This window comes from Microbacterium paulum (assembly GCF_015707995.1).
In the GTDB taxonomy this organism is placed as follows: Bacteria; Actinomycetota; Actinomycetes; order Actinomycetales; family Microbacteriaceae; genus Microbacterium; species Microbacterium paulum.
In genome coordinates this window covers 22332-43613 of record NZ_JAAGRY010000017.1, presented here as the reverse complement: position 1 = coordinate 43613, position 21282 = coordinate 22332, and the positions used below count along the sequence as shown (strand labels likewise).

The window sequence follows — 21282 nt, the reverse complement described above, 5'->3', positions numbered from 1 at the left end:
GCGCACCCCACTTCTCGAGCGGGTGTACCCCGGGTGGTGCGGCTCCGTCTCCGGGAGGAATCGGCAACCTAGCGGGCACCTTCATGCGGGGTGTTTAGGGGGCGCATCAGCAGAAGGCCGCCGAGGGTGGCTCCGGCTGCGACGCCGAGGTTGAGGACGGTGACGACGATGCTTCCGGCGAGAGGCCGGAAAGCAGTCGTGGATACGCGCATCACCCGGGTTTGCAGGATCGGGGGAAACGCGCCGACCGCGATTCCCCCGATCGCAACTCCGGTGATGAACACGACCGGTTGCCCTGAGCTCAGAGCGAGCACGGCGAGACCAACCGTCACCAGAGTTGCCGCGGCGACGATCGCACTGCGCGGGTATCGGTCGGACGCGAAACCGGATCCGGCGATACCTACTGCCCCGCTCACGCCGAACACCAGCAGCATCAAGGGGATCGCGGCCCCGGGTAGCCCGCCCAACTGGGTGACTAGGGCTGTGAGGTAGGTGAATACAGCGAAGTGCCCGACCAACACCAGCCCGCCCGCGATCGCTACCGCAATCACTCGGGAAGCGCTGCGATCCCACGCGCCGCCACCCGCAGGCAACGTTGACGGCACCTGTGGCAGGATGAGCCAGAGCACCCCGGCGATCAGGACAAGAACCACAGATAGGCCGGTGAAGATGGCCCGCCACCCCACCACATCGGCCAGAGCCGCCGCCACCGGTAGGCCGGCAAGGCCGGCGAGCGTGGGCCCAGCCAGGACGATCGCCAGTGCCCGTCCGAGCCGCTCGGCAGGGATGACGGAGGCGACGTAGGAAACGACGAGTGCCCAGAAGAGGCCGTGCGCCGTCGCGGCGAGGATACGGCCGGTAAGTGCGAGCGAGAGGCCAGAGGCAGTCGCGGTGAGCAGGTTCGCTGCCGCGATCACGATCAGACACGCTGCCAGCAGTGGCGTGCGGGGTAACCGGATCGTGAGTCGCACGAGTGGAATCCCCACGACCGCGATGGTGAGCGCCCAGGCGCTCACCAGCAACCCAATCGCTGATTCCGAGACGCCCAGATCGGCGCTCATCACCGGCAAGAGCCAGGATGGCAACATCTCTACCGTCACCGTCAGCAGCGTCGCCGCGGTCAACACCGCCAGAATCGGCCAGGCCCGCTGCGGACGGGCGCTGACGGGCAGGGGTGGCGGCGTCGATCGAGTGCTCATAGGACTACGGTAAAGATTGACATCACTGTCAAGGTCAAGTCCAACACCACAGGACCCGGGTACGAGGAGTAAGCGGATGCGGATCGGTGAGATATCTCGGCGCAGTGCGGTGGCGCCCAGGATGCTGCGCTACTACGAAGCCCAGGGGCTCCTGCAACCTGGACGACACCCCAACGGATACCGCGACTACACCGAATCCGACCTGAACCAGGTCGTCTCGATTCGCGATCTTTCTCGCTCCGGTGTCCCGACGCGATTCATCAAGATTGTCCTCGACCGTCAAAGCGGCCAATCGGAGTGGTCGAGCACCTGTGACGACATCCTCGCCCGCATGGTCACCGAGCAGATCGACGACCTCGACACCAAGATCGCCTGCCTCACCACCAGCCGCGCAGCGCTGACCCAATTCCTCCGCGAAACCTACGCCAGCACCTAACGCCGGCACGTTGCCGGGCGGGTGCGGCAGATACCTGGGTGTCTATATCGCCGCGTTGGTTCTTCTCGCAGTGCCCTGTCAGGGTCTGCCGAAAACGATCGTTTGCGGCGCGGTGAGTGAAGGCACACCAGATCGAATGCCAGAAACGTGCGCCGTAAGCGGGTTTCGGTAGGCGTATTCGGTGGGGTGTGAGCCGGATGTACTTACACCCAGGCCCCAGAGATGTCGCCTGGGGTGAAGCCGTTCCAATAGGTCATCAATCACTGTATAGTTCAGTGTGTGCTGACTATTTCCTCACGCCTCGATGTCATGAACCGGCTCGGCCGGGCCATGGCCGATCCCACGCGTTCCCGAATCCTAATGTCTCTGCTCGGTGGACCGAGCTACCCGGCTGTGCTCTCTCGTGAGCTGGAGCTGACGCGTTCGAACGTGTCGAACCATCTCACCTGCCTGCGTGACTGCGGGATTGTCGTTGCCGAGCCGGAGGGTCGCCAGACTCGTTACGAGATCGCCGACCCGCATCTTACGGCTGCGCTCGTCGCGCTCGTGGACGTGACGCTGGCGGTCGATGAGCACGCGCCGTGCGTGGACTCTGCGTGCACGGTGGCTGGCTGCTGTGGGACGGGGGCGGACGCGTGAGCGCGGCGTGTGGCTGCGAGCACGAGCCTGCCAAGCCTGCCACTGCGGCGGAGGATGAGACCGAAGAGGTTGTGCGGCCCTGGTGGAGGGACCGTGGGATCATGGTGCCGGTCTTCTCCGGTGTCGCATTCCTGGCCGGTCTGATCCTTGAATGGTCCGGCCTCGAGATCCCGGCGCTGGTGTTGTTCTGGGCCGGTCTGCTCCTCGGTGCGTCGACGTTCACGCCCGGCGCGATCCGGAAACTGTTCAAGGGCAAGCTCGGTATCGGGCTGCTGATGACGATCAGCGCGATCGGCGCGGTCATCCTCGGCTACGTGGAGGAGGCTGCGGCTCTGGCGTTCTTGTACTCGATTGCTGAGGCGCTCGAGGACAAAGCGATGGACCGTGCCCGGGGCGGGCTGAGGGCGCTGCTGAAGCTCGTGCCGGAGACAGCGACCGTGCTGCAGAACGGCGTCTCTGCGCAGGTGCCCGCGAGAGAGCTGACGGTCGGCCAGGTCATGGTGGTCCGTCCCGGCGAGCGGATCGCAACCGACGGGATCGTCCGTTCTGGCCGCTCCAGCCTGGACACCTCGGCGATCACCGGGGAGTCGATCCCCGTCGAGGTCGAGCCCGGCGATGCGGTGTCGGCCGGTGCGATCAACAGCGCCGGCGCGCTGGAGGTCGAAACGACCGCTGCGGGCACCGACAACTCGCTCACCACGATCGTGGAGCTGGTCGAGAAGGCGCAGACCGAGAAGGGCGAGCGTGCACGTCTCGCGGACAAGATCGCCCGCCCGCTCGTGCCCGGTGTGCTGATCCTCGCAGCGCTCGTCGCGATCATCGGGTCGCTGCTGGGAGATCCAGAGGTATGGATAACCCGCGCGCTCGTTGTGCTGGTCGCGGCGTCTCCGTGTGCACTGGCAATTTCGGTGCCGCTGACGGTCGTCGCCGCGATCGGTGCGGCAAGTAAGTTCGGCGTGATCATCAAGTCTGGCGCTGTCTTCGAGCGCTTCGGCACAGTACGTCACGTCGCCGTCGACAAGACCGGCACCCTTACCCGCAACGAGCCCGCCGTCACCGCCGTGCTCACCACCAATGGTGTGACGGAGGCTCAGGCGCTGGCCTGGGCGGCCGCGTTGGAGCAGCACAGCACGCATCCTCTCGCCGCCGCGATCACCGCCGCCGCTCCGGGCACTCCGGCAGCTGCAGACGTGACCGAGCAGGCCGGCCATGGCATTGACGGCACCGCGGACGGATCGAAAATCACTGTCGGAAGTCCTCGTTGGCTTGACGCTGGCGAGCTCGGCAACCGGGTCGTAGCTCTCGAGGAGCAGGGCATGACCGTCGTGATCGTCCACTGTGACGGGTCACCGGTCGCCGCGATCGGCGTTCGTGACGAGTTGCGCACTGAAGTCCCCGAGGTCGTCCGGACACTCACAGGTCAGGGCGTTGGTGTGACGATGCTCACCGGCGACAACGCCCGCACGGCTCATGCGCTGGCTGCGCAGGCCGGGATCAGTGACGTGCGCGCCGAGCTGCGCCCTGAGGACAAGGCGACCGCGATTCGAGAGCTGTCGAAGGCGGGGCCGGTCGCAATGATCGGCGACGGCATCAACGATGCCCCAGCCCTTGCTGGTGCGGACGTCGGTATCGCTATGGGCGCCACGGGCTCCGATGCGGCGATCGAATCCGCGGATGTGGCCTTCACCGGTCACGATCTCCGCCTCATCCCACGGGCGTTTGACCACGCCCGCCGGGGCCGCCGGATCATCAACCAGAACATCATCCTGTCGCTGCTGATCATCACCGCACTGCTTCCGCTCGCACTCTTCGGGGTGCTTGGGCTCGCGGCCGTCGTCATGGTGCACGAGGTCGCAGAGGTCATCGTGATCCTCAACGGCCTACGTGCCGCCCGCACCCGCACACCACGGGTGGCCAGCTGATGCTCGCCACCATCGGGTCAGCGATCGGCCTGTTCGCCGCGACCAACATCGACGACATTGTCGTCCTCACCGTGCTGTTCCTCGCCTCCAGCCGAGGAAAACCCCGGCCATGGCAGATCGTTGCAGGTCAATACCTCGGCTTCATCACCCTCGTCGTAATCAGTGTGATCGCTGCGCTCGGCCTCACCATCGTCCCGGACGAATGGGTCGGCTTCCTCGGCCTGATCCCGCTCGGCATCGGCATCTGGACGCTCATTCGCGGCCTGCGCCGTAACAGCGATGACGATGATGACGACTCGAAGATCACCGCGGTCGGACTATGGGGGGTCGCGGGAATCACGATCGCCAACGGTGCGGACAACATCTCCCTGTACACGCCGATCTTCCGCACCAGCACGCCAGGCGACGTCGCCGTCATGATCGTCGTGTTCCTCATCCTCGTCGCCGTATGGTGCGCCGCCGGGCGGCTGATCGGCACCAACAAGGCCGTCACCGAGGGACTGGAGCGCGTCGAGCACTGGCTCGTACCGGCCGTGTTCATCGGTCTTGGGCTGTTCATCCTGATCGAATCCGGCGTCATCGTCCGCTTGATCGAGGTCCTCGCATGACATCGTCCGAGGCAGAATCTCAGCCGTCTGTTGCGCGACAGCTGCCGTCCGCGCGGCGTTGGCAGCTCACCGGCGGAGCGCTCCTGATCGCGCTGGTCGTCGTTCTGATCGATCAGGGGACGAAAGCGTGGGCCGAAGCGACCCTCACCGAGCGCGAGCGCATCCCGCTGATCGGTGACCTGCTTGGCCTGCAACTCGCGTACAACCCCGGTGCGGCATTCTCGTTCGGGGAGGGCTTCACCTGGGTGTTCGCGTTGCTCGCTGTCGCAGCCACCGTCACAGCGATCGTGTTCGCGTTCCGGATTCGCCGCCTGGGGTGGGCGGTCATCGTCGGCGCGCTCGGTGGAGCTGCCGCCTCACATGCAGGCGACCGCCTCTTCCGGGATCCGGGATTCGCCCAGGGGCACGTCGTTGACTTCCTCGCCTACGGGAACTGGTTCATCGGGAACATTGCCGACATCGTGATCTTCGCTGCCGCGATCGCCGGAGGGTTCCTTATGATCCGGGGCGGTGATGAGTCCAAAGACTGACCCCGATGCTTCACGGCGACAGACCGCGCCGAAATCGATCGTTACCGGTCAGTTCGGGCGATGACATCCAGGAAGTCCCGTACATGAGGCGGCGGAGCCGTCCCCGCCCAGATGGCGGTGAGCGGGCGGGTGATCTGGAGATTGTTGATCCGAACTCGGACGAGTCGGCCGGCACGGGTGTCCTCGGACACTGCGAGGGAGCTCAGCGCGCCGGGGGCGATGCCGGCCATAATCGCGCTGCGAACGCCGAGCGTGGTCGTCAGCACGGCTGCGGGCTCGGCTGCGAGTGGAAAGCCCGCCACGGCGAGGGCGTTCTCGAGCGCTCGTCGGGTGCCGCTGCCGGTCTCGCGGAGCACCAACCCAGTGGCCGCCAGTTCACGAACGGACACCTGGCGGGTCTTCGCCCACCGGTGACCGTGCTGCACAACGACTTCGATGGTGTCGTAAGCAACAGTGACTGACCGGAGGCCGGCGGGAACGACAGGGGTCTCGATGAGCCCGAGGTCTGCGGTTCCCTCGCGTATGGCCTCGACGACCGTGCTGCTGTTGGCGGCTGTGAGCTGAACGACCGGGCCGTCATCGCCGTGAGAGATGCGCCACCGGGCGATCCATTCCGGTAGGAGGTGTTCTGCGATCGTGAGGCTCGCGGCGATGCGCATCATCTTCCCGCGATCCGTGCGGAGCGAATCGACAGCATCCGAGAACTCATCGGCCGCCGTCAGCAGCGTTGTTCCCCAGCCGACAATCAGCTCGCCCGCCGGAGTCAATCGCGAACCCCGTGCAGAACGCACCAGGAGTCGCACGCGCAAATCTTTTTCCAGTTTCCGGATGCGCAGAGACACCGCCTGCTGACTCACGCCCAACTGCGTGCTTGCCGCCGACATGCTGCTTTCCTTCACGACGAGCGCCAAGGCTCGCAGTGCCTCCAAGTCCGGCCCGTTGCGCATCTTCCGCCTCCCAAGCACAAGCATAACTTGTATGGCGGACGGTATCTGCCTCTACTCGCACGAGCGGTCCGAGGAAATGATGGATGCATGACCCATGCCCAGGACGTTGCGACCGCCCGACCGGAACACACGCTGCTTGCCCGAGTCCGCGCGCTGCTGCCCGGGCTTGTCCTCTGCCTCGCCGCGGCCGGAGCATCGTACGGGGTCAGCCTGCTGCTGCCGGGAGTCAGCCCGCTCATTATCGCGATCGTGCTTGGCGTACTCCTGGCCAACGTCGTCCGGCTGCCAGCGGCAGCCTCCGACGGCATAGACTTCTCCGCGAAAAAGCTCCTGCGCGCCGGCATCGTCTTCCTCGGACTCCAACTGGTACTGACAGACATCCTCGAACTCGGAGCCCCGATGCTGGTCGTCATCGTGTGCATTGTCGCCGGCGGACTGTTCGGCACCGTTCTCCTGGGGAAGCTGCTACGGGTTCCATCCGGGCTCTCGCTGCTAATCGCCTGCGGATTCTCCATCTGCGGCGCGGCAGCCGTGGCGGGCGCGGCAGGGGTCACCGATCCGGACGACGAGGCCGAGGAAGACACCATCACCGCGGTCGCCCTCGTGGTGATCTTCGGAACGCTGATGATTCCCCTCGTCCCACTGATCACGGACCTGCTTGGCCTGGGCTCCGAGACGGCCGGGATGTGGGCAGGGGGTTCCATCCATGAAATCGCGCAAGTCGTCGCCGCTGGAGGCATCATCGGTGGCGGAGCGCTCACGGTCGCGGTCATCGTCAAACTCGCCCGAGTGCTGCTGCTCGCCCCTGTCGTGGCCATCCTTAGCATCCGGCAGCGCCGTCTCAGCCGTACGGCAGGCGAACCCAGTCAACAGAGGTCGAGTTCGAAGCTGCCGCCCATCGTCCCGCTGTTCATCATCGGGTTCATCGCCATGGTGCTCCTGCGTTCCTTTATCCCTCTGCCGGACTTCGTGCTGACGACCGGCGGGCTGCTGCAGACAGGGTTGCTGGCTGCAGCGATGTTCGGACTCGGCTGCGGCGTCAAGATTCGGAACCTCATCAAGGTGGGCCTCAAGCCCTTCGCCCTCGCCGCGCTCTCCACCCTCCTCGTCGCCACCATCGCCTATTGCGGAGTCACCCTCGCCGGCTGAACATGGCCGGCACCAGGGCGTCACTACGCGCCGCAAACGATCGTTTACGGCAGGCTCGTCGACGTCGCCCACCAGGTTGTCATTGTCCGAAGTCGTCGGCACAGCTGGCCCTAGTAATCCGGGCATTGTGCTGGGGACTGTGGACAACGCCCGATCTGTACTGGTGTGCACAAACCGACACTTTGCGGTCGAGTGCTAATCGGTGAGTGCTCTTGACCGGCGGTAGAAGGTTGCGCGGGACATTCCGAGGTCGCGGGCGACCTGTGCTGTTGGCTGGCCGCTTTGTACGAGGTGGAGGGCGTTGCGGATCTGGCTGTCCGTGACTCGTTGCCGGCGTCCGCCGAGATCCTTGCCGGCGATGCGTCGTTTGCTGATCGAGTCAACGATGCGCTCACGCTTGATTTGGTGTTCCATCTGCGCGAGTGCTGCCATGACGGTGAACAGCATCGACCCCATCGGCGTGGACGTGTCGACGTCGCCGCCTCCAAGGTTCAGCACGCGCAATCCTGCGCCACGAGCGCGGAGCTCGTCTGCGAAGGCGAGCATGTTCTGTGTCGATCGGCCCAGCCGATCCAGTGTCGTGATGACCAGAGTGTCCCCGGTCTCGACTGCTTCGATCGCACGGTCGAACTCGGGGCGAGAGGCCCGGGCACCGGATACTCCGTGATCGGTGTACAGGTCATCGCGGCGGACCCCCGCAGCCAAAAGGTCCACTTCTTGGCGATCCGTTGACTGCTGACGGGTGGACACTCGTGCGTAGCCGATCAGCTTTGCCATTTCAGGGTTCTCCAGGTGTCTCGCAACTAAGGGTGTGTACTCGTATCTTGTCAATCACTTGTGAGACATAGTTGTGAGAATCGCCGAGCCTGGGAAACTCGCGAACCATGTCAGTGTCCGAAGTCCTCAACACTCAGGCAGATGAGACGTCTCGCAACCCTAGAGTTATAAGACACTAGATCGTGTTGCAGATAGGGCGCCCTTGTGGGCATTCAAATCGCGCGGGGTAAACGTGCATCCCAGCAACGACGCGGACGCGGCATCGCGATTGGAAGCGAAGTGCCCGTTAGGGGACCGTCTATCGGGCACCAATTCTGACGGGTTTTCTGTGTCCGAGGCCGTGGTACCTCAGTCTGATTCATCGCCTCCCGATGTCGGCGTGCTCATGTCTTCGGTCCAGACAGCCGCGGCGCCGCTGTGGCCGATGAGAATGGCTTGCACGGTCGTTCCTCCCGAGACCACTAGGGCGAGAACGAGCAGCACGATTGGCGCCCACCGGGGGCCAGGCCGTGAAGCTACCGACGGTTTAACCTCCTCGGATGCTGTGAGCCGCGCGCGCTTCTCCCGGATGTTCCACCACAGCAGCGCGGCCGCTACGACGACGAGACCGATGACCCAGGGTAAGAGTCCGTCGGCCAGGTTGGCGTGAGTTTCGATGAGATCGTTCTCACCAACACGAGCCTCGAGTCGCTCGCCCGATTGTGTTGAGAGGGGAACGAGAACGAGCGCGACCAGCGAGGCGCCGAGCGGCAGATATCCCGCCCACCGACGGCATCGGGGCCAGACTGCCGTCAAGACGACGAGGACCGCAGCAAGCGGAACGATCACCTCTGTCGCGTGCACGATGAACGGATGCAGGGGAAGCCCAAAGAATGTGTCGAACATGATTCAAGGCTGGGCAAGAATTCTTCCAGAATTCTTTGAAGCGGCCATGAGCCGCGGACGGGGCTTACCCGTCACGCCCCGTCGATACCTCACGGCCGAGGAGTCAGACGACTCCGGATGCTCCTAGGAGCACCCCCACCCCGTAGGTCGCCGCGAGTGCCAGCGCTCCTCCGATGACGACTCGCAGCGTGGCCCGCAGCCGTGAGCTGCCGCCGATTGTAGCCGACAGCGTGCCGGTGACCGCGAGAGCCAGGAGAACGGCGACGAAGGTCACGGGGATGCGCCAGTCCGCCGGGGGAAGCAGGATGGCGAGCATTGGCAGGATTGCCCCGATGGTGAAAGCCGCCGCCGACGACGCCGCCGCATGCCAGGGGCTCACCACATCGTCTTGGTCGATGTTGAGTTCGATCGAGAGGTGCGCCGCTAGGGCGTCGTGCTCGGTGAGCTCAATGGCCACCTGGCTAGCAGTGCTCTCGCTCAGGCCCTTGGCTCGGTACAGGGCTGTGAGCTCGTCGAGCTCCTCGGCGGGCATGTCGCGCAGCTCGGCGCGCTCTTTCGCGATGAGGGCCTTCTCGCTGTCGCTCTGGCTGCTGACTGACACATACTCCCCGAGCGCCATCGAGATTGCGCCGCCGACCAAGCCCGCCACGCCCGCGGTGAGGATGGGACCGGTCGAGCTCGTGGCTCCGGCGACGCCCACGACGATCGCCGCCACCGAGACGATACCGTCGTTGGCCCCCAGTACGCCGGCGCGCAGCCAGTTGAGGCGCTGCGCGATGCCTCCCCGGTGAGGTTCGTTGGCGTGTAGCGGGGGTTCGGTGTATCCATCGGTCGACATGCGCTCACTCAAGCACCGATGTCCCGGCACTTCAACGTTGGTGAGGCTAAGCGACCCGGGGAATTTCGGCTAAGAAATCTGGAAGAATTCAGGACGATTGTAGGGAGGGTAGAAGACACTCACCCGAATCGAGAACACGATCACTCTCAGAACGGCACCCACCGTCCCCGTGCGCACCCGCCGCACAATCGACCCGGTCGACCGCACCCGGCGCATCCGCGGCCGGCGACGGATGCGCACGGCCGACGCGATGATCGCCCTCGTCTGGGCATCGGTCGCCGCCGCCGTGACCTTGTGGCTCGCCTACGGCGGCCTGAACACCGTCAGCGACCTCGGTACCGCACTGACCGCCGCGGGCATCGTGACCGGCCTGGTCGGCACCGATCTCATCCTGGTGATGCTCGTGCTCGCCGCTCGGATCCCGGCGATCGACCGGGTGGTCGGGCAGGACACCGCGATGGCGTTCCACCGGCAGCTCGGCAAGCCCGCGCTGTACCTGATCCTCGCCCACGGTGCGCTGCTCACCGTCGGCTCCGCGATGGCCGACGGGTCGAACGTCGTCACCGAGACCATCAGCCTGTTCCAGGGCCCAGACATGGCGCTCGCCTACCTCGGGCTGGGACTGCTCATCACCGTCGTGGTCACCTCGGTCGTCGCGGTGCGGCGGCGCTTCTCATACGAGGTCTGGCACCTCATCCACCTGCTGAGCTACGCGGCCGTGTTCGTGGCGCTGCCGCATCAGCTGAGCGCCGGCGGCGTGCTCGCCGACGGCACCGTGCAGCGGGTCTATTGGATCGCGCTATACGTCCTTGCGTTTGGCGCCATCGCCATGTTCCGCTTCGCGGTGCCCGCGCTGCGCAGTGCCCGCCACGGAATCCGGGTCACCGGTGTCGAGCAGGTCGCCCCCGGCGTCGTCTCGATCCACCTCACCGGGCGGGACCTTGACAGCCTGCAGACGACAGGCGGGCAGTACGCGATCTGGCGGTTCTGGACGAGCACCACCTGGTGGCACGCCCATCCGATCTCCTTCTCGGCGGTTCCTACGGCGTCGTCGGCGCGCCTCACTGTGCGCGACCTCGGCAGCGGCAGCGCGGCGATCTCCCGTGTGCGCCCCGGCACCCGGGTGTCGATCGAGGGCCCCTACGGCGTGTTCACCGAGGCGCACCGGGTGGCCCCGAAGCTGTCCGTGGTCGCGGCGGGTATCGGCATCACGCCGATCCGCTCGATGATCGAGCACTCGACGCTGCGCCCCGGCGAGGCCACCGTGCTGCTGCGCGGCAGCGACCCCTCGCAGAGCTTCCTGTGGAACGAGGTCGGCGCCCTCCGCAGCATGCGCGGCAATACGGTCTTCTCGATGATGGGCCCGCGACCCCATGGCCTCGCCACCTGGATGTCAGCCGAGTCACTCGCCCACGGGGTCACGATCGGTACGGTTTTCCCTGAGCTGCTGAACTCCGACCTTTACGTGTGCGGGCCGCAATCGTGGGCCGATCTGGTAATCCGCGACGCCCGGGCGGCCGGGCTGCCCGAGGACCAGATCCACGTCGAGAGGTTCGACTGGTGAGGGCGCGCGCACTGGCCCTCAGCATCCTGTCGTCGGCGGCCGTGCTAACCGTGGGGTGGCAGCTCGGCACCCAGGGCCAGACCTCGACGGCTCCCGATGCGGCGGCCCCCACGACGGCCAGCTCCGTGACGTCGGATCCCACCACGACCGCGACTCCGCGCGGCGGATCAACGCCATCCGCGGCAGCCACCCCGGCGCCCACCCCAACCGCCACCAACGGCAGCGAGAGTGCCGCAGCCCCGGCATCGGACGGCGCGTCGGGCACGTTCACCGGCACCTCCGTGCAGACCCGTTTCGGCGCCGTGCAGGTGCAAGTCACCGTCGCGAACGGCAGCATCACCGATGTCACCGCGCTACAGCTCACCGACAAAGATCAGCGCTCGGTGTCGATCAGCAACCGGGCCGCGCCGGTGCTGCGCCAAGAGGTACTGGCGGCGCAGTCGGCGAATGTGCAGGGCGTCTCGGGCGCCACCTACACCAGCGACGCCTACCTCAGCTCGCTCCAGTCGGCCCTCGACCAGGCCGGACTCTAACCGTGGGCATGCACGTGTTCGACACAATGGGCACGACGGTGAGTCTGCGCTTCGCCGGCGCGACCGCCCCAGTATCCGTTCTCGACGGGGTCGAGGGGGCGTTCCGCGCCTTCGACGAGCGGTTCAGTCTCTATCGGCCCGACTCCGAGATCAGCCGAGTGGCCCGCGGGGAGCTGCCGTTGACCCGGACCGGTGCTGAGCTGCGCGAGGCGTACGCTGAGGCCCTTGACTGGTCGCGCAGCACCGACGGCGCATTCACACCCCACCGCCCCGACGGCGTGATCGACCTCTCTGGCACCGTCAAGGCGAAGGCTATGGAAGCGGCGGCACGGGTTCTCGACTCGTCCGGCGAAGCCGACTGGATGCTCGTGACCGGCGGCGACATCCTCACCCGGGGCACTCTCGAAGGCCTGCCCTGGCGCGCCGGCGTCGTCGACCCCGATGACCGGGGCGCGCTGCTCTGCGCCGTCGAGCTCGTCGGCAGGCGCATCGCCCTGGCCACCTCGGGCACCGCCGAGCGGGGCGAGCACATCTGGCGCACCGGCGACCCCCGCGCGCTGCAGCGCTACCGACAGGTGACCGTGCTCGCCGGCGACATCGTCACCGCGGATGTGCTCGCCACCGCCCTCGTCGCGGGCGGGCCCGAGCGCTGCCCGGACCTGCTCAACCGCTTCGACATCGAGGCGATCACCGTCGACTACGCGGGGCACCTCACTGCGACACCAGGGCTGCATAGCGCCCAGGGGCTCACGCCGGCATGACCATCGCGCCCTCTTCTCCCTATACTTCGAGCATGCCGGAGCGCGCACGTATTCTGCTCGTCGAAGACGACGCGCGCCTGGCACAGATGCTCGAGCAGCTGCTCGCAGCCGAGGGCTACGACACCGTGCTCGCCCGAGACGGCCAGCGCGCCCTGCACGAAGGCCTGACGCACGAGTTCGATGCCCTCGTGCTCGACCGGGGGCTGCCGGTGATGGAGGGGCTGGACGTGCTGACCCGTCTCCGGAGCCGCGGCATCCTGACCCCAGCCCTCGTGCTCTCGGCGCTCGGCAACCCGGCCGACCGCGTAGAGGGCCTCGACCGGGGCGCGGAGGACTACCTCGCCAAACCCTTCGACATCGACGAGCTGCTCGCCCGCATCCGCGCCCTACTCCGCCGACACAGCAGCACAGTGCCGGTTCTGGCACTAGTGAGCGGGTCGCTCGATACGGCGAGTCGTACCGTGACGACGCGAGAGGGCGAGAACGTGACCCTCTCAGAGCGCGAGTCGCAGCTTCTCGAACGGCTCGCCCGCCGGCCGAACCAGGTGTTCGAACGGAACAGCCTGCTCGCGAGCGTGTTCCCCGACGCCGACGACCCCGGCGTGGTCGATACCTACGTGCACTACCTGCGAAAGAAGCTCGGCCGCGACAGCGTCAAGACGGTTCGCGGTATCGGGTACCGGCTCGGGCCGCTGCCGTGAGAGCGCTGCGCATGGGCGACGACCTGAGAGGCGCGTCGCTGCGGCTCACCGCACAATTCACTGCCCTCCTGTTAATCATCCTGGCGATCGTCGGCACGCTCGTCTACCTGATCGTCAGCACGAGCGTGACCGAATCGAACCAGCGGGCACTTGTCGCGGCCACTCGGCTCGACTCGCCCCAGGATGCGCCGAGCGGCACCTACCTCTCCCTGGTCGACACGCGCACCGGGGGCCAACTCATCTCCTCCGATGACCTACCGGAGGGATTGCTCGACACCGCGGCCATCCAGTCGGTAGCGGCCGGCGGCGAAGACGTGCAGGAGCAGCGCTCTGTCGACGGGCGCGACTACCTCCTCCTCACCACCTCGGCCACCGGGGACCGCAGCCACGACCGGTTCGTCCAGGTCGCGCTCGACCTGCACGAGAGCTCCGAAGAGCTGGGCCGGCTCGCGACCGCGCTGATCGCTGGCGGGCTCGTCGCGGCCATGCTCGCCTTCGCCACCGCCTACCTGATGGCCCGCCGCGCCATCAGCCCCCTGGCCGAGGCGCTCGCCCTGCAGCGCCGCTTCGTCGCCGACGCCAGCCACGAACTCCGCACACCACTGACCCTGTTGAGCACGCGGGCGCAATTATTGAAACGCCGAGGCGGCGATGAGCTCCCCGCAGACGTCACCGCCTCCGTCGACGAGATCGTCACCGATACCCGGACGCTCACCGAGATTCTCGAAGACCTCCTGATCGCCGCCGACCCGCGAACCGTGGTCGAACCGACCCCGGTTGACCTCGTGACTGTCGCCGAGAATGCGGTCGGGCTTCTCCGCGACGACGCAGGACGGCGTGGCATCTCCCTCGCCCGCGCGGGCGACCCGGAACCCATCATCATCCCCGGGTCGCGCGCCGCTCTGCTGCGCCTGGTGATCGCCCTGTCGACCAACGCGCTTGACCACGCCCGCACCGCGGTGACGGTCACCGTCTCGGCGTCGAACGGGAATGCAATCGTACGCGTGACGGACGACGGGCCGGGATTCTCATCAGAGGTCGCGTCGACAGCCTTTGACCGCTTCGTCAGCAGCCGGAACGTCGACAGCACCACACGCCACTACGGACTCGGATTGGCAATAGTCGCGGAAATCGTCCAGCGCCACCGCGGTACAGTCACTATCGAACAACCGAGCACCGGCGCATCCGTAACGTGCATATTCCCGCTCGGACCGGCATAGCTGCACTCCGCTATCGGATGACGACACTATGTCCCTTCAGACATCCCGGATCGAAACCTGAATCTGACCGGAGAACGAAAAGGGCGGCATGACGGCCGACCATATTTCTGAGCAGCAAAGGCGTAGGACCGTTGTCCCGTATTTCACGATGCTTTTTGTCGATCCGACCGCCCGTAAGACGGTGGTCATACGGGCATCAACGGAGCTGGGCAGAACCAAGTGCCCGTTGAAGGATCGTCTTGCGGGCACCCGCATGGCACTCCTCGAGCGTTCCGGTGTCTCATAACCTAAGTGCCTCGAAACCCATGGGATGCGAGACTGTCTCGCGACCGACCACGCCAATGAGCGATCACAGAACACCGCCATTTACCGATCAACTCCACAGGCTGTGCCAGAACTGCGTTTCGGCGGACGGTTTCGGTCGTCTCGGTTCCGGCATGACGAAGCGGCTCAGGTGTAAGACGCGCCGGCATGCTCAGCGACGCACGGCGGCCACCCACCAGACGCCACCCTGCTGAGCCGCACTACTCTCGGGGCATGACTGAATCCGGCATGCCCATCATCAACACCTTCACCTATCGCGACTTCGCTGCTCTCAGTGCGACCGTGACGCACCTGTCCCCGATCGACGGGAACTCTGGGCACTCCTCGATCCGCTTTGACGTCGAAGCCGGATCGATCTGGCTTGGCACTGAGGATCGTGACAGCGACTCGCAGCGAGACTTCACCATCCAACTCCAGGGGAGCAGCGAGCACCATCAGCTCGCCAAAGCGTTCCGCGAGATTGCGGAACAGCTGGACGCCGCACCCGAGCGCGGAGAGGGCTGATCGCGTGGGCAAGGCCAGCAGGATCAAACGCGAGCGCAGCAACATCGTCTCGGTCACTCACGAACCCGAAGTGCCGAAGAACTGGCCCGACGGGCACGTAGACGTGGATCTCACCGGCATTGAAGACGATGAGTGCCTTGTCGTGACGATCCACGGGGTACGGCACTACCTGCACACCACGACGGCTCACGAACTCAGCAAGAAGCTGACCTCGCGTATCCAGGAGTGGGACCGCGGAGCCAAAGCACTCGGTGCGCCTGGCGTACTCGACGCCGACTAGCTGACGCGAAGAGCGACCGGACGGACGACAAATGATCGATCCAGGTTCAGCCGGGGGACCGGTGGGGGCGGGATGCCTCACAATTGGGCTGTGGAGCCAGAGCATGACGCACAGGACGACGCGCAGATCCTGAAGACGATACCGCCGGCGGCAAGGCCGTCCTGGTGGAAGCGTCGCACTTACGGGCAGCGTGTCGCGGTCGGCGTCGTGTCCTACGTGCTCGTCGCGATCCCTGTCGTCCTCTATGCTCCCGGTGCCCTGCTGAACAACTGGGTGCCGGGGCAGACCCCAGAGGAGCAGGGGAAACTCCTGGGTGCCGCGGGTAACCTCGTGCTCCTCGCGCTTGGTGGGGTGATTGCGGTGGTGACCGTTGGGCTCAGCCTCTCCCGGCACCGCCAGGAAATCGACGCGGCCGAGCGCGATCGTCAACGCCTCCTCGATGATCAGAAGCGCGAGCAGGCACGACTCAGCGAAGTCGATCGCCAGCGACGTATCGAGACCGAAAGGGTGTTGCGGGAGCGGTTCGTGACGACCGTGAAGCTCCTCAGTGACCCCGCCCCCGTGAACCGACAGGCTGCGCTGTTCGCTCTCGGTGCCCTCGCTGACGACTGGGACGCATTCGGCAACACTGACGAGGTCCAGGTGTGCATCGAGGTTCTCACCAGCTATCTCCGCGCGCCCCGCTCAGACGACATGCTCTCCCCCCTCGACGCGGAAGAGGCTCACTACCTAGAGCCGGAGGACTACTACGACGCTCAGCGCACAACGCCGCAGGAAGTTTCCGTTAAGCAGGCCGGCTACACCGTCATCCGCAACCATATCCAGTGGGAAGCCGCCCCCAACTGGCATGACCGCCCGATCAACCTCGCCCGCGCGCACATCGACTTCCACGTCGAGCTTCTGCGAGCAAGGGTCGATCTTGGCGGGGTCATCGACCTAACTGCCGCGCGGATCGCCCCGGGAGGGACCGTAGATCTTGGTGCAGTGCGGATCAGCAACCGCGGTCGCGTGTCTCTGATGGACGCGCGCATCAGCGGAGCCGGGGGCGTGGACATGACTGCAGCGGATGTCAGTAACCACGGAATGTTGACGCTGATGAACGTGACGCTCACCCGCGCGCTCGTGCTGCTCGTGAACGCCAAAATTACGAACTACGGGAGCGTGATCATCAGAAACGCGTCGATTCGCCACGGCGCGAGTGTGGATCTCAAGGGTGCGGAGATCAGCGACGGCGGGACGGTGGACCTCATGGCCTCAAAGATCAGTGCCGACAGAGGAGTGATTCTCAGAAACGCGAAGATTCGCGACGGTGGAAGCGTGAACCTCGGCGAGGCCGTGATCAGTGACGGCGGGATCGTGGATCTGTCGGCGGCGAAGATTACTCACGACGGGATCGTGGATCTCGGCGCTGCGACGATCGATGACCGCGGGCATGTGAACCTCTCAGGCGCGCTGATCAGTGATGGCGGGAGCATAAGTCTCACCGCCACGACGATCGGTGAAGGCGGATATGTGATCCGACCCAACGGCGTGCGCTCGAAGAAAGCCAAATCAGAACCGGCCTGACCTGCCCGTTTGGGGATCGGCTCATGAGGCGCCCCATATGCGCGTGGATCCGCGACAAGATCACGCTTCGACTGTGCTCTGATTGCCAAGGCGGTTCGGCAGGCGACTGTAACCCGGGTGCTCACTGAGGCCTTCGAGGTTCCAGGGCTGCGTGATGACAGTAGTTCGTCCGGATGCTTCCAGGGCTGCAGGGACGTAGATGACCCACGGAAGCCCGTCAATGGGGCGGAGCGATATCTTCATGCCGGCTGCAGTCCCGTTCGCGAGCGCGTCTCGGGCCGTAGACGCTTCATCTACAAGTACGTGGTGGCTGTAGTAGGCGATGCGGTCAATTTCGAGCCTCTCTCCGAAGAGCTGCAGCGCGAAGGAACTCTCCTGGATCACCGCTGCCTGACCGTCGCTCAGGAGCATGTCCAGGCCCGGGTCACGGGTTCCGTCGAGAGTCGCTCCATACGTACGGTTGAAGGGGTGTGCCGTTGCGTAGCCCTCGATCAGAAGCCTCATGATCCGTGCCCACAGAAGGTCGGATCTATCGGTCTGTGCGGGTAAATGGAGTGAGAGCTCGAAGTGATCTTCAAGGAAGCACAGGTCATCAATGAACGCGACGAAGCGAGGGTCATGAGGCGACATGCGGGAGGGGGCGAAGGTGAGAAGGATCGGCTTCGCCCCGTCCACGGAGAGACCAAAGATGCCCGCGCCGTCCGATCTCTCGAGGAACCTCAGTGCGCGACGAATGTCCCTGGCAGATGATCCGATAAAGCTCGTCTCGAACGTAACGCTCCCGGGCTCTTTGACGCTGGATGGAAGCATCCACCGCTGTGAGACCCCGCCTTCGAGTTTCACATCTACGGTCGTGCCGCCGTACCCAGCGGCCAACGCGGTTGTGGTCCCGCGGAGTGTCGCGCGAACGTGGTCGGACTCGTCGCGCACGTCGACACGAACGGGCAGTGGTAGGTGCGCGTCGCCTGCAGGACCTAGCTGAAGCGCGATACCCTCCAGGGTTTCGCTGAACCACTCAGGACCCACTTTCTCTAGCGACTGTATGACGCGCGCGGGTAGTTTGACGGGCTCGATCGGGCCGAATTTCAGCGCCATCTCAAACCGCTTCTTCAAGTCGTTGTCGTCCGGTGAGAATCCGAGCGTGAGATTCAGGCCAAGCGGCTCGCGCTCACCCGCATCCGCTCGCTTGGGGAAGAATGATTCGACCGGAGTTCCGTCGGGTCCAACGGAGAACGCCGCCCCCCAGTACTCGCTTCGACCGTGAAGGCGATCTGACATCCGGTTCAGCTCAGAGCGGAGATCGCCGGCTTTCACGAGCGCTGCCTCTTCCCGCTTGAATACGCTGAGGATCTCGACCTCGCGATCGATCGTGAAACGTCTCTCGATGTCGGGGTGCTTCGCCAGCAGATTATCCAGCTCAGGTGGGGTCATGAACTCGATCCGGACGGGATGCCCCTTGCGCATCTTCCGTACAGCCTGACGCTCTTTGACGGTCACCTTCCGAGGAACGACGAGCGTCCAGAGGGGCGGGGGTGGGGTCAGTTTTAGCGCCTCCAGCAAAGAACCTTGGATCTGAGACCGACGATTCACGTGGCCTCCGGAAAAACCTTCGGGAAAGTACTTGAGCTGAAAGACGTGGATCAGCTGTTCCGTCCTCCGCGCGCGCACGTCGACATCGATGCCGCCGTCACCCCCACGGCCATCGACGGCCATCGCGATCATCCCGTCGCGTGTGAACTCTCGAACAAGCAAGCTCTCGACCAGGTCGTTGAACGTGACCTCGTCAAGCTTTGGCCAGATGATCCGCCTTTGACTCATGACCACGACGATACTTCGCTGCCCGGGACATGCACGTTTGGCGATCCCCCACAGCGTCCGCCGCCCGCCTGATTGTGCTTCGGCGGGTGACTGACTCCTCGTTCCAGATGAGGCGTCCGTAGATCGTGGTGTCGATAGGTCCCAATGCGGACAGCTCATCGCTCCCAGACCCTGCCGAAAACGATCGTTTCCGGCAGCCACTCCCAGGCCGCCGGCCGACCACACGACACGCCGGCCGTGCGCTGACCGAAACCCCCTGCCGGAACCTGCCGCGCCGAAACCGTCCGCTCGACGTTTTAGGCAGGACGGGATGAAACGCGATTACCGACAAGTTTCGTGAGACAACGGGCGCTTTCGGTGCCGCATCAGTCACCCGTCTTTCCGGGGCTGCTCCGTCTCACCAGCCGACAACTTTCGTGAGATCGGACATGGCTGGTTCATAGGGGAGAGGCGCGGGCGCCACCGCGCACTCCCGCCCTCCGCCAAGCCCCGTCTCGGCATAGGCTCGGGCACGTCCCCGTACGTGCCCGCAGAGGGAGATCGAGATGAGCCGTCCCCGCACCGATGCCGGCAGCACCGCTTTCTCGATTCGGCGCGTCGCCGCGGTGGGCGGAGCGTGACCGATCAGGCCGTGGCGAGCTCCGCGCCGCACTTCACGCGTTACGTGATCGACGGTGTGGATGCCGCGGCCCCCGCCGGCGCGACGGTCATCGATGCACTGACGTTCGCCGAGGCATCCACCGAACGCATGGCGATGTTCTTCTATCCCGCCCCGACCGACGACGAGATCGAGCATCTCGCGGAGGCGTGGGAGCTGCACCCGCTGCTCGTCGAAGACCTCGTGCATGCCGGGCAGCGGCCGAAGCTCGAGCGGTACGGCGAGCTGCTCTTCTTGGTGGTGTGTTCGGCGCGCTACATCGACGAGTCGGAGGAGGTGGAGTTCTCGGAGTTCCACATCCTCGTGCGCGGTCGCGCCGTGGCGGTGCTCTGCCAAGACCACCGCTGGATCGACGGCACCGACGGCGCCGCGGTCACGGGCGAGCGCGCCACGACGCCCGACCGTCGCGAGCGCACCCTGCTCGCCGACCAGAAGCTGCTGCGCCTCGGCCCCGAAGCGGTCGTGTACCGGCTGCTCGACGCCATCGTCGACGCGTACGACCCGGTGCGGGGCCTCGGCATCGACCGCGAGCAGATCGAGCGCCAGGTATTCAGCGGCGACCCGGCCGCGGCGGCCCGCATCTACCACCTCAGCAGAGAGGCGGTCGATCTGCAGCACGCGACCGCGTCGATGAGCGACCTCGTCGAGGCGCTGCGCGCCGGTCTCGGCAAGTACGGCGTGCCCGACGACCTGCGGGTGTACCTGCAAGACGTCGCCGACCACCTCTCGCGGGTCACCGTGCGCGCGGCCGAACTGCGCGAGGCGCTCACGCAGATCCTCACCGTCAACGCGACCCTCGTCGCGCAGCGCCAGAACGAAGACATGAAGAAGATCTCGGGGTGGGCGGCGATCCTGTTCGCCCCGACCCTGATCGCCGCGATCTACGGCATGAACTTCGACGTCATGCCGAGCTGCACTGGGCGTTCGGCTACCCCGTGGCGGTCGCGCTGATGGTCGCGTTCGCGGCGGCGCTCTACCTCATCTTCAAACGCGCGAAGTGGATGTGACGCGCGCCGCGTCAGCACAGGCGAAAGGCCCCCGTCGACGAATCGACGGGGGCCTTCCGTATATGGGGGAGTGACTTACTTGAAGGCATCCTTCACGTCTTCGGCGGCCTTCTTGACGTCGGCCTCGACCTGCTGGGCCTGGCCCTCGGCCTCGAGCTTCTCGTTGCCGGTCACCTTGCCGAAGCCTTCCTTGGCCTTGCCGCCGAGGTCTTCTGCCGCGTTCTTGATCTTGTCGTCGAGTCCCATGGGGATCCCCTCTCTGTCGCGAATACCTCGAACGTACGTCGCGGCAGGCTCTGCAGACAGGGGGTTGACGGCGGGCCGGCGAAGGCTTAGACGTCGGTCTCAGCGGGGCCGCAGAAGCCGCGACGGATGCCGCGCGGTCGCGCGCGACCGCATCGCCGAGCACCTGCGCC

The 21282-nt window shown here is 65.6% G+C and carries 22 protein-coding genes; 15 read left to right on the top strand and 7 right to left on the bottom strand.

The features are described 5' to 3' along the window. Positions 1-68 precede the first annotated feature (68 nt). A complete protein-coding gene (locus tag G3N18_RS06020) occupies positions 69-1199 on the bottom strand; it encodes an MFS transporter (protein WP_196383416.1) in 1131 nt (376 codons plus the stop codon). Between the two features lie 76 nt (positions 1200-1275). Here G3N18_RS06020 and G3N18_RS06015 point away from each other — a divergent pair, with 76 nt between their 5' ends. The 5 genes from G3N18_RS06015 (at position 1276) to G3N18_RS05995 (ending at position 5334) form a co-directional block, all read left to right on the top strand. After that, entirely contained in the window at positions 1276-1635 is a 360-nt protein-coding gene (locus G3N18_RS06015) for a MerR family transcriptional regulator (protein ID WP_196383415.1), read from the top strand. A 279-nt stretch (positions 1636-1914) separates the two neighbouring features. Further along, complete coding sequence (gene cmtR / locus G3N18_RS06010) at positions 1915-2274, top strand: Cd(II)/Pb(II)-sensing metalloregulatory transcriptional regulator CmtR (protein ID WP_036275916.1); 360 nt, start codon at positions 1915-1917, stop codon at positions 2272-2274. Then, positions 2271-4196 (top strand): heavy metal translocating P-type ATPase, encoded by a 1926-nt coding sequence (locus G3N18_RS06005; RefSeq protein ID WP_338038315.1) that lies wholly within the window; start codon positions 2271-2273, stop codon positions 4194-4196. The genes cmtR and G3N18_RS06005 overlap by 4 nt, the downstream gene beginning before the upstream one ends. After that, entirely contained in the window at positions 4196-4804 is a 609-nt protein-coding gene (locus G3N18_RS06000) for a cadmium resistance transporter (RefSeq protein WP_141880415.1), read from the top strand. The genes G3N18_RS06005 and G3N18_RS06000 overlap by 1 nt, the downstream gene beginning before the upstream one ends. Next, positions 4801-5334 carry a signal peptidase II gene (locus tag G3N18_RS05995; protein WP_141880416.1) on the top strand — a complete coding sequence of 178 codons (534 nt, stop codon included), beginning with the start codon at positions 4801-4803 and terminating at the stop codon, positions 5332-5334. Before G3N18_RS06000 ends, G3N18_RS05995 begins: the two co-directional genes overlap by 4 nt. 41 nt (positions 5335-5375) lie before the next feature. Here the strand turns inward: G3N18_RS05995 and G3N18_RS05990 are convergent, their stop codons facing one another. Further along, complete coding sequence (locus tag G3N18_RS05990; RefSeq protein ID WP_016996892.1) at positions 5376-6281, bottom strand: LysR family transcriptional regulator; 906 nt, start codon at positions 6279-6281, stop codon at positions 5376-5378. Between the two features lie 87 nt (positions 6282-6368). Here G3N18_RS05990 and G3N18_RS05985 point away from each other — a divergent pair, with 87 nt between their 5' ends. Then, the gene (locus G3N18_RS05985) at positions 6369-7430 is read left to right on the top strand and encodes a YeiH family protein (RefSeq protein ID WP_196383414.1); all 1062 of its coding nucleotides are present in this window, start codon (positions 6369-6371) and stop codon (positions 7428-7430) included. Between the two features lie 195 nt (positions 7431-7625). Here the strand turns inward: G3N18_RS05985 and G3N18_RS05980 are convergent, their stop codons facing one another. The 3 genes from G3N18_RS05980 to G3N18_RS05970 form a co-directional block, all read right to left on the bottom strand. Then, the gene (locus G3N18_RS05980) at positions 7626-8207 is read right to left on the bottom strand and encodes a recombinase family protein (RefSeq protein ID WP_196383413.1); all 582 of its coding nucleotides are present in this window, start codon (positions 8205-8207) and stop codon (positions 7626-7628) included. Positions 8208-8555: 348 nt separating this feature from the next. After that, positions 8556-9092, bottom strand: coding sequence for a DUF2231 domain-containing protein (locus G3N18_RS05975; protein ID WP_183150339.1), 537 nt, complete (start codon positions 9090-9092; stop codon positions 8556-8558). 103 nt (positions 9093-9195) lie between these two features. Then, the gene (locus G3N18_RS05970; protein ID WP_183150338.1) at positions 9196-9930 is read right to left on the bottom strand and encodes a VIT1/CCC1 transporter family protein; all 735 of its coding nucleotides are present in this window, start codon (positions 9928-9930) and stop codon (positions 9196-9198) included. A 169-nt stretch (positions 9931-10099) separates the two neighbouring features. Here G3N18_RS05970 and G3N18_RS05965 point away from each other — a divergent pair, with 169 nt between their 5' ends. From G3N18_RS05965 to G3N18_RS05930, 8 genes are all read left to right on the top strand, one after another. After that, positions 10100-11494, top strand: coding sequence for a ferredoxin reductase family protein (locus G3N18_RS05965; RefSeq protein ID WP_338038312.1), 1395 nt, complete (start codon positions 10100-10102; stop codon positions 11492-11494). Continuing rightward, complete coding sequence (locus G3N18_RS05960; RefSeq protein ID WP_183150337.1) at positions 11491-12027, top strand: FMN-binding protein; 537 nt, start codon at positions 11491-11493, stop codon at positions 12025-12027. The genes G3N18_RS05965 and G3N18_RS05960 overlap by 4 nt, the downstream gene beginning before the upstream one ends. An 8-nt stretch (positions 12028-12035) precedes the next feature. Next, the gene (locus tag G3N18_RS05955; protein ID WP_196383412.1) at positions 12036-12788 is read left to right on the top strand and encodes an FAD:protein FMN transferase; all 753 of its coding nucleotides are present in this window, start codon (positions 12036-12038) and stop codon (positions 12786-12788) included. Positions 12789-12820: 32 nt separating this feature from the next. Further along, positions 12821-13489, top strand: coding sequence for a response regulator transcription factor (locus tag G3N18_RS05950; RefSeq protein WP_196383411.1), 669 nt, complete (start codon positions 12821-12823; stop codon positions 13487-13489). Positions 13490-13500: 11 nt separating this feature from the next. Further along, on the top strand, positions 13501-14709 hold the full coding sequence (locus tag G3N18_RS05945; protein WP_196383410.1) for a sensor histidine kinase: 1209 nt from the start codon (positions 13501-13503) through the stop codon (positions 14707-14709). A 537-nt stretch (positions 14710-15246) separates the two neighbouring features. Further along, entirely contained in the window at positions 15247-15537 is a 291-nt protein-coding gene (locus G3N18_RS05940) for a hypothetical protein (RefSeq protein ID WP_196383408.1), read from the top strand. Between the two features lie 4 nt (positions 15538-15541). Then, positions 15542-15817, top strand: coding sequence for a hypothetical protein (locus G3N18_RS05935; protein WP_196383406.1), 276 nt, complete (start codon positions 15542-15544; stop codon positions 15815-15817). 90 nt (positions 15818-15907) lie between these two features. Then, positions 15908-17383: a hypothetical protein gene (locus tag G3N18_RS05930; protein ID WP_196383405.1), complete on the top strand. Its 1476-nt coding sequence runs from the start codon at positions 15908-15910 to the stop codon at positions 17381-17383. 60 nt (positions 17384-17443) lie between these two features. On the opposite strand, the gene G3N18_RS05925 is transcribed toward G3N18_RS05930, so the two are convergent. After that, entirely contained in the window at positions 17444-19207 is a 1764-nt protein-coding gene (locus G3N18_RS05925) for a hypothetical protein (protein ID WP_196383404.1), read from the bottom strand. 610 nt (positions 19208-19817) lie between these two features. Here G3N18_RS05925 and G3N18_RS05920 point away from each other — a divergent pair. Beyond that, positions 19818-20810, top strand: a complete 993-nt coding sequence (locus G3N18_RS05920; RefSeq protein WP_338038310.1) for a magnesium and cobalt transport protein CorA — start codon at positions 19818-19820, stop codon at positions 20808-20810. Positions 20811-20941: 131 nt separating this feature from the next. On the opposite strand, the gene G3N18_RS05915 is transcribed toward G3N18_RS05920, so the two are convergent. Further along, a complete protein-coding gene (locus tag G3N18_RS05915; protein WP_196383402.1) occupies positions 20942-21112 on the bottom strand; it encodes a CsbD family protein in 171 nt (56 codons plus the stop codon). Positions 21113-21282 lie beyond the last annotated feature (170 nt).

Bases quoted from the DNA above. Each gene is read 5' to 3' on its own strand.
- G3N18_RS06020 (WP_196383416.1), bottom strand. From the start codon at position 1,199: ATGAGCACTCGATCGACGCCGCCACCCCTGCCCGTCAGCGCCCGTCCG.
- G3N18_RS06015 (WP_196383415.1), top strand. From the start codon at position 1,276: ATGCGGATCGGTGAGATATCTCGGCGCAGTGCGGTGGCGCCCAGGATG.
- G3N18_RS06000 (WP_141880415.1), top strand. From the start codon at position 4,196: ATGCTCGCCACCATCGGGTCAGCGATCGGCCTGTTCGCCGCGACCAAC.
- G3N18_RS05995 (WP_141880416.1), top strand. From the start codon at position 4,801: ATGACATCGTCCGAGGCAGAATCTCAGCCGTCTGTTGCGCGACAGCTG.
- G3N18_RS05990 (WP_016996892.1), bottom strand. From the start codon at position 6,281: ATGCGCAACGGGCCGGACTTGGAGGCACTGCGAGCCTTGGCGCTCGTC.
- G3N18_RS05985 (WP_196383414.1), top strand. From the start codon at position 6,369: ATGACCCATGCCCAGGACGTTGCGACCGCCCGACCGGAACACACGCTG.
- G3N18_RS05980 (WP_196383413.1), bottom strand. From the start codon at position 8,207: ATGGCAAAGCTGATCGGCTACGCACGAGTGTCCACCCGTCAGCAGTCA.
- G3N18_RS05975 (WP_183150339.1), bottom strand. From the start codon at position 9,092: ATGTTCGACACATTCTTTGGGCTTCCCCTGCATCCGTTCATCGTGCAC.
- G3N18_RS05970 (WP_183150338.1), bottom strand. From the start codon at position 9,930: ATGTCGACCGATGGATACACCGAACCCCCGCTACACGCCAACGAACCT.
- G3N18_RS05955 (WP_196383412.1), top strand. From the start codon at position 12,036: ATGCACGTGTTCGACACAATGGGCACGACGGTGAGTCTGCGCTTCGCC.
- G3N18_RS05950 (WP_196383411.1), top strand. From the start codon at position 12,821: ATGCCGGAGCGCGCACGTATTCTGCTCGTCGAAGACGACGCGCGCCTG.
- G3N18_RS05945 (WP_196383410.1), top strand. From the start codon at position 13,501: ATGGGCGACGACCTGAGAGGCGCGTCGCTGCGGCTCACCGCACAATTC.
- G3N18_RS05940 (WP_196383408.1), top strand. From the start codon at position 15,247: ATGACTGAATCCGGCATGCCCATCATCAACACCTTCACCTATCGCGAC.
- G3N18_RS05915 (WP_196383402.1), bottom strand. From the start codon at position 21,112: ATGGGACTCGACGACAAGATCAAGAACGCGGCAGAAGACCTCGGCGGC.